This is a genomic window from Streptomyces pimonensis (assembly GCF_041380215.1).
Classification (GTDB): Bacteria; Actinomycetota; Actinomycetes; order Streptomycetales; family Streptomycetaceae; genus Streptomyces; species Streptomyces pimonensis.
Window position 1 is genome coordinate 1 of the sequence record NZ_JAHWZY010000078.1, and the last position, 7,207, is coordinate 7,207.

Annotated in this window: 3 protein-coding genes and 1 pseudogene; all 4 read left to right on the top strand. The window is 72.7% G+C overall.

Features of this window, described 5'->3' with window-relative positions; all coding sequences use genetic code 11:
• Nucleotides 1–3,757 (top strand): type I polyketide synthase (locus KYY02_RS33145; protein ID WP_371244654.1); only part of this gene is annotated, 3,757 nt, incomplete at its 5' end.
• A gap of 75 nt (nt 3,758–3,832) precedes the next feature.
• A complete protein-coding gene (locus KYY02_RS33150) occupies nt 3,833–4,621 on the top strand; it encodes a thioesterase II family protein (protein WP_371244656.1) in 789 nt (262 codons plus the stop codon).
• Between the two features lie 82 nt (nt 4,622–4,703).
• Nucleotides 4,704–6,410, top strand: a complete 1,707-nt coding sequence (locus KYY02_RS33155; protein WP_371244658.1) for an ATP-grasp domain-containing protein — start codon at nt 4,704–4,706, stop codon at nt 6,408–6,410.
• 145 nt (nt 6,411–6,555) lie between these two features.
• Nucleotides 6,556–7,207: pseudogene (locus KYY02_RS33160) on the top strand (DUF885 family protein); the annotation flags it as partial.

Consider the following 7,207-nt stretch of genomic DNA (forward strand, 5'->3'; position numbering starts at 1 on the left):
GCCGGAGTACTGGGTGCGGCACGTGCGCGAGTCGGTCCGCTTCGCCGATGCCGTCCGCACGCTCTCGGGCGAGGGTGTGGGTACGTTCGTCGAGGTCGGTCCGGGCGGCACGCTGGCCGCGCTGGGCCAGGAGACGGCCCTCGAGGCGGTCTTCGTGCCGGTGCTGCGCGCAGACCGGCCGGAGGCGGTGGCCGCCACCATGGCCGCCGGGCGCCTGCACGTACGCGGTGTCCGGGTGGACTGGGAGGCGTTCTTCGCCGGCAGCGGCGCCCGACGGGTCGACCTGCCCACGTACGCCTTCCAGCACCAACGCTACTGGCTGGACGCTCCCCGTGACGTGAGCTTCGACGAAGCGGCCGGTGGGCTCGGTCTGGCGGGCGCGGGCCACCCGTTGCTCGGCGCTGCCGTGGACCTCGCCGACGGTCAGGGCCTGGTCTGCACCGGCAGGATCGGCACGGACACGCACCCGTGGCTCGCCGACCACGCTGTCGCGCAGGTGACCCTGCTGCCCGGAACGGCGTTCGCGGAACTCGCGCTCGCCGCGGGCGGCAGGCTCGGCCTCGACGAGGTGGACGAGCTGACGCTCGCCGCACCCTTGGTGCTGCCCGAACGCGGCGGGGTACGCCTGCGGGTGACGGTCGGCGGTGACGAGGGCTCCGGCCGCCGTACGCTGAGCATCGACTCCTGCCCGGACGACCCCGCCGCCACCGACTGGACCCGGCACGCGACCGGCTTCCTCACCCCCGGGGCCCCCGGCGCCCCCGCAACCCCTGCCGCGATCACGCAGTGGCCGCCCGCGGGAGCGGAACCGGTCGGCGTCGACGGACTCTATGACGCGCTGGAGGAGAACGGGTTCGCGTACGGACCCGTCTTCCAGGGCCTTCAGGCGGCGTGGCGTGCCGAGGGCGCCGTCTACGCCGACATCGAGCTGGGCGAGGCCCAGCACCAGGATGCTGCGTCGTTCGGCCTCCATCCGGCGCTGCTCGACGCCGCGTTGCACGCCTGCATGCTCGGCGGCCTCCTCGAGGACGTCGGCCGTCCCCGGCTGCCGTTCTCGTGGAGCGGCATCCGGTGGCACGCGACCGGCGCGACCGCGGCGAGGGTGCGGCTCACGCCGGCCGGATCCGATGCCGTCACCCTGGAGCTGGCCGACGTGGAGGGGAATCCGCTGGCGACGGTCGCGTCCCTGGTACTGCGGCCGATCGCGGCGGATCAATGGGGTGCGCGGCACCGTGAGTCGCTGTTCGGGCTGGAGTGGGTGGCGGCGCCGGCCCCCGCGGACGCTGCCGTTCGTGACTGCGCCGTCGTCGGCCCGGACGAGCTGAAGGCCGGTGCGGGCCTGGCCGCGGCCGGTGTCGTTGTCGGGGAGCACCGGGACCTCGCGGCCCTCGCTGAGGCGGGGGTGCCGCGGCTCGTCGTCGTCTCGTGCGCCGAGGACGGCGCGGAGCCGGCCTCCGCCGCCCGCGCTGCCGCCCTCCGTGCGTTGCAGTCGGCCCAGCAGTGGCTGGTGGACGACCGGTTCCTCGACTCCCGTCTCGTGTTCGTGACCCGAGGCGCCGTCGCGACCCGCCCGGACGAGGACGCGCCGGACATCGCCGACGCGGCGGTGTGGGGCCTGGTCCGGTCGGCGCAGTCTGAGAACCCTGGCCGGTTCGTTCTGGTCGACGTGGATGGGCACGACGCGTCCTGGGCGGTGCTGCCCGCCGTCCTCGCCGGTTCCGAGCCCCAGGTGGCGGTGCGTGCCGGTGCCCCGCTGGTGCCCCGCATCACCCCGTCGCGGCCGTCGGCGGAGGAGACCCCGCTGGAGTTCGCGCCCGGCGGCACCGTTCTGGTGACCGGCGCCACTGGCATGATCGGCGGTCTCGTCGCCCGGCACCTGGTGACCGGTCACGGCGTCCGGCACCTGGTGCTGGCCAGCCGGCGTGGCGCGGACGCGCCCGGAGCCGACGCGCTGCGCACGGAACTGACCGGCCTCGGTGCGCACGTCACGCTCGCCGCCTGCGACGTCACCGACCCCGGTGCGCTGACGGACCTGCTGGCCGCGGTGGACCCCGACCACCCGCTGACCGGTGTGGTGCACTCGGCGGGCGTGCTGGACGACGGCGTGATCGGCTCGCTGACCCCGGAACGTATCGACACGGTGTTCCGGCCGAAGGTGGACGCGGCCTGGCACCTGCACAAACTCACCCGTGATCTCGACCTGTCGGCGTTCGTGCTGTTCTCGTCCGTGGCGGGCATCCTCGGCGGTCCCGGGCAGGGCAACTACGCGGCGGCCAACGCGTTCCTGGACGCGCTCGCCCGGCACCGCCGGGCGGCCGGCCTGCCCGCCACGTCGCTGGCGTGGGGCCTGTGGGAGCCGGCCGGCGCGATGACCGACGGATTCGCGGGGGCCGACCGGGCGCGGATGTCCCGCTCCGGTGTCGTGGGCCTCACCGAGGAGGAGGGCCTGGCCCTGTTCGACCTCGGGTGCGCGACGGGCGACGTGGTCGTGCTGCCGATGCGGCTCGACGTCGGCGCCCTGCGCGGTGCCGCGCCCGACGAAGTGCCCCCGCTGCTGCGCAGCTTCACGCGCCGCCGGGCCACCAGGGCGGCCGGTCAGGTCGGCGAAGAGCGACTGGCGCGGCGGCTGGCCGGGCTGACGCAGGAGGAGCAGGAACGGGAACTGCTGCGGCTCGTCCGTGACCAGACGGCGGCCGTCCTCGGGTACGCGGCGGACGAACTCGACGTCACAGGCTCCCTGTCCCAGCTCGGACTGGACTCCCTGACCGCGCTGGAACTGCGCAACCGGCTCGCTGGCGTGACCGGGCTGCGGCTGCCCACCACCGTCGTGTTCGACCGGCCGACCGGACCAGCGCTCGCTGCGTACCTGCGGCGCGAACTCGCCTCCGGGGCCGGGGGCGCCCCCGCCCAGACCCCCGCCCTGGCGGCCGAGGACACCCTCACCGGCCTGTACCGGCAGGCTTGCGATCTCGGTCTGTACGAGGAGGGGTGGCACATGGTGAACGCGGCCGCGCTGGTCCGGCCGGTGTTCGAGACGCCGAACCAGGTGGACCCGCTGCCGCCGGTCACGCTGGCGACCGGACCGGGCGTCCCGCTGCTGTGCTTCCCGCCGACGATGGCGCCCTCCGGCCCGCACTACTTCGCCCGGTTCGCCCCCGTGTTTGCTGGTGAGCGGAACGTCACCGTGCTGCCTCACCCCGGCTTCGCGCCCGGCGAGGCGCTGCCCGCCACCAGGGACGCGATCGTCCGCTACCAGGCCGAGGCCGTCAGGAGGCAGGCGGGCGAGCGGCCGTACGTGCTCGTCGGGTACTCGTCGGGCGGGTGGGTGGTCAACGCCGTCGCCGCGCTCCTCGAACAGCAGGGCGGCGCACCCGTGGCGGTCGTGCTGCTGGACACGTACATCGCGACGAACTCGTTCGAGAACCGGCTGGAGACGGCACTGCGGGAACGCGCCTCCACCGACCAGGCGTTCGAGCTGATGACCGGAGCGCAACTGACCGGGCAGGGCGGCTACCTGCGCGTGTTCGACGACTGGCAGCCCGAACCGGTCGAGGCGCGGACGCTGTTCGTGCACGCCACCTTCCCGCCGGGGGAGTCAGCGGCCCTGGAGACCGAGGACGACTGGCAACCCAAGTGGCCGTTCCCGCACGAGGAGACCGACGTCCCCGGCGACCACTTCACGATCATGGAGCAGCACTCCGAGTCCACGGCACTCGCCGTGCGGGCCTGGCTGAGCGGCGACCGGGACGGCGACTGAGACGACCCCTCACCCGAGTGCGACGACACACTGACAGCACACCGACAGAAAACCACAGCAGAACGGACGACGAACATGACAGTTGCCGACGGCAGCAACCTCTGGCTCCGCCGGTTCCACCCCGCCCCCGACGCCCCGGCCCGGCTGGTGTGCTTCCCGCACGCGGGGGGATCGGCCAGCTTCTACTTCCCCGTCTCGGCCGCGCTCGCGAGCGACTGTGACGTGGCGGCCCTCCAGTACCCCGGCCGTCAGGACCGGCGCACCGAACCCAACGTGGACGACATCGGCGTGCTGGCCGACCGGATCGCGCCCGAGCTGGTGCCGCTGTTCGACCGGCCCGTGGTGTTCTTCGGGCACAGCATGGGCGCGATCATCGCGTTCGAGGTCGCGCGCCGGCTCCAGAGCCGTGGCCACACGCTCGCGTTGTTGTTCGCCTCCGGCCGGCGCGCCCCGTCGACGCGGCGCGCGGAGACCGTGCACCAGCGGGACGACGACGGGCTGGTGGCCGAACTGAAGGCCCTGAGCGGCACGGACGCCCAGGTGCTCGGCGACGAGGAACTGCTGCGGATGGTGCTGCCCGCCATCCGCAGTGACTACCGGGCCATCGAGACCTACGGTCCCGTGGAGGCGACCGTCGACTGCCCGATCACCGCCCTGGTCGGCGACGCGGATCCGAAGTCGACGGTCGAGGAAGCGGAGGCGTGGCGAGCCCACACGACAGCCGCGTTCCACCTCCAGGTCTTCAACGGCGGCCACTTCTACCTCAGTTCGCGGGCGGCCGAGGTGATCGCGGTGGTGCGGGAGACGCTGCGCGACGCTGGAACGGGCGGGACGGCAGGCGAACCTGCTCGTCGGGCAGTGTGACGGGCCCTTCTACAACGAGATCAAGCTGAGCGACGACGGGCTGCGCGCCGCAGTGGTGGAGCCCAACCGGCGACCGGGCGGAATGAAGATCTGGTCGCTGGCCCGATGGGTGTACGGGATCGACCTGCACAACCGCTGGGTCGACACGGCCTTCGGCGCGGCCGCCGGCGCGCTGGAGCTCGTGCCCGAGTGCTCGGCGGCGACAGTGCTGCTCGGCGTCACCACCGACCGCTCGTTCTCCCCGGACGACGTCATGTCCGGCACGGACCCGTTCGCGGACGCCGTCCAGGCCACCGCGGAACGCCTCGGCCTGGCCGAGGGGGAACTGGTTGTCACGCAGTTCTCCTGGCTGTCGACCGAGCGACGCGACCTGCATGCGGTTGCTCGCGACAACGCAGACTTCGCGGCACAGGGCTGCGTCGTCCTGCGCGGCGGCCGCACCGACATCCGCACCGTCGTCCACGCACTGCGCGAGGCCTGGTCGGACGCCCTGGACCGCGCCCTTCGCTTCCCTCAGGAAGGCCCGATGAAGATTCTCATTCTGCACCGCGTGCCCTACTTCAAGATCGAATATTACCGGGGTATCTCTCACGACCGGCACGAGGTCACCTATTTCGGGACCGACCAGGCGCTGGCCACCTTGCCACCGCACTTGCGCTGCGAGCGGGTGAGCCGTCCGGGTCTGCGCTCGGCTTTCGAGGAGGCTCGGGACTGGCTGGCCCACCGGCCCCGCGACTTCGACCGGGTCATCTCGGTATCGGAGTACGAGCTGCTCGACGCCGCCCTGCTGCGCGAGTACCTGGGCGTGCCCGGTGCTCCGGCCAACCAGGTGGCGCTCGCCCGGGACAAGGTCCTGATGAAGCAGGTGGTTGAGGACGCGGGTCTGCGCGTGCCCCGCTTCCTCGCGTTGCCACGCTTCCTCAAGCTGGACGGCCGGGTCCCCTGGTACGGCCGGACCGTACTGAAGCCGCATCGCGGTGCGTCCAGCGAGGACGTCCTCGTCTTCGACACGCCCCTGCAGGCCGCCGCATCCATCACCGAGGGCCGGACCGGCATATCCCGGCTCGACACGGGGAGCGACCTGGCGGACTTCGAGGTGGAGGAGTTCGTCTCCGGGCCGATCAGGCACTTCGACGGCCTGGTGCAGGGCGGCGAAGTACTGGTCCTCAGTGCGAGTGAGTACGTCGGCACCTGCCTGCAGTACGCACAAGGCAGGCCACTGGGGTCGTTCCAGCTCGCGCTGTCCGAGGAGGATCGCGCCTGGGTGTCCCGCGCCCTGGCGGCGGTGCGTGTCGAGGACGGCAGTTTCCATCTGGAGGCGATCGCTCACAGGGGAGAGCTGGTTTTTCTCGAGGTCGGCAACCGGGTAGGGGAAGCTGACGTGGTGGCGACCATCGAGCTGGCCACCGGCGTCCACCTGCCCTCCTACGAGCTGCGCGCTCTGCTCGGCGAGCGCCTCACCGGAACGCTCCCCGAGCCGCCTGCCGACCGGCGCCGGTACGGATGGTTCGTCTACCCCGGCCACCACCTGGCCGGACGGGAGTTCCAGGGGCTCGACGGGGCAGCGGCGTTCCGGGACGACCCGTCCGTGGTCGCCTGGAACGAACTGCCGCCCGGCTCGCCGCTGCCCGACCACATCACCTACCAGGCCGGCGAGACGGTGCTCGCCGGGATCGTCGCGAGCGACACCCCCGAGGGCGGCCGGCGCTGGATCACCGACCTGTTCGCCTCGCTCTTAGTCCGCACACGCCCGGCCGCTCTCACGACGTCGGAGCAGGTGCCAGCATGAGGAAGCAGCACGTGTCGTGTGCGGTGTCCGTCACCGCTCCCGGGCTGCCGTCGCCGAGCCGGTCCCGATCATGACAGCACTGAACGATCTCGCGGATCAGTACGTGGACGAGCTGGCCGTACTGGACCCCTGCCTCGCCGCGGCGATGGGCATCGCCGGTCCGGAGACCCGTCTGACCGACTTCGGCCCCCAGGCGGTGCAGGAGCGGGCGGCGTCGGCGCGTCGCATGCTGAAGGCGGTCGATGACACGCCTGTGGCCGGGGATGCGGAGCGCGTCGCGGCAGCGGTGCTGCGTGAGCGGCTCGCCACGCAGGTGGCGCTGGCCGACACCGACGCGTACGGCACGCTGCTGGACACCCTCGACGGGCCCATCCAGCGCGTGCGGCAAGCGGTGGGTCTGCTGGATCAGGGCCGCGACACCGCGTGGGAGATGTTGCTGGCGCGGCTGTCGGCCGTCCCGGAGGCGCTCGGGACTGCGGGAGAGTCTGGAGGCGGCGCGACGCCGCGGCCGGGTCGCACCGTACCGTCAAGTGATCCGTAACGCCCGGGAGTGCCGTGACATGCGGCAGTACCTGGCGGGGTTGCCCGCCGGGCACGGCGACGGTGTGCTGCGGGGCGCACTGGAGCAGGCTGCGGCGGCTGCGAGCCAAGCGCTGACACGGATGGCGGCATACCTGTCGCGGGAGCTCGCGGCACAAGCGCCGAAACTGGACGCAGTGGGCGAGGAGCGCTACCAACTCGGCGTGCGGGAGTTCCTCGGCACCCGGCTGGACCTGCGGGAGACCTACGCCTGGGGC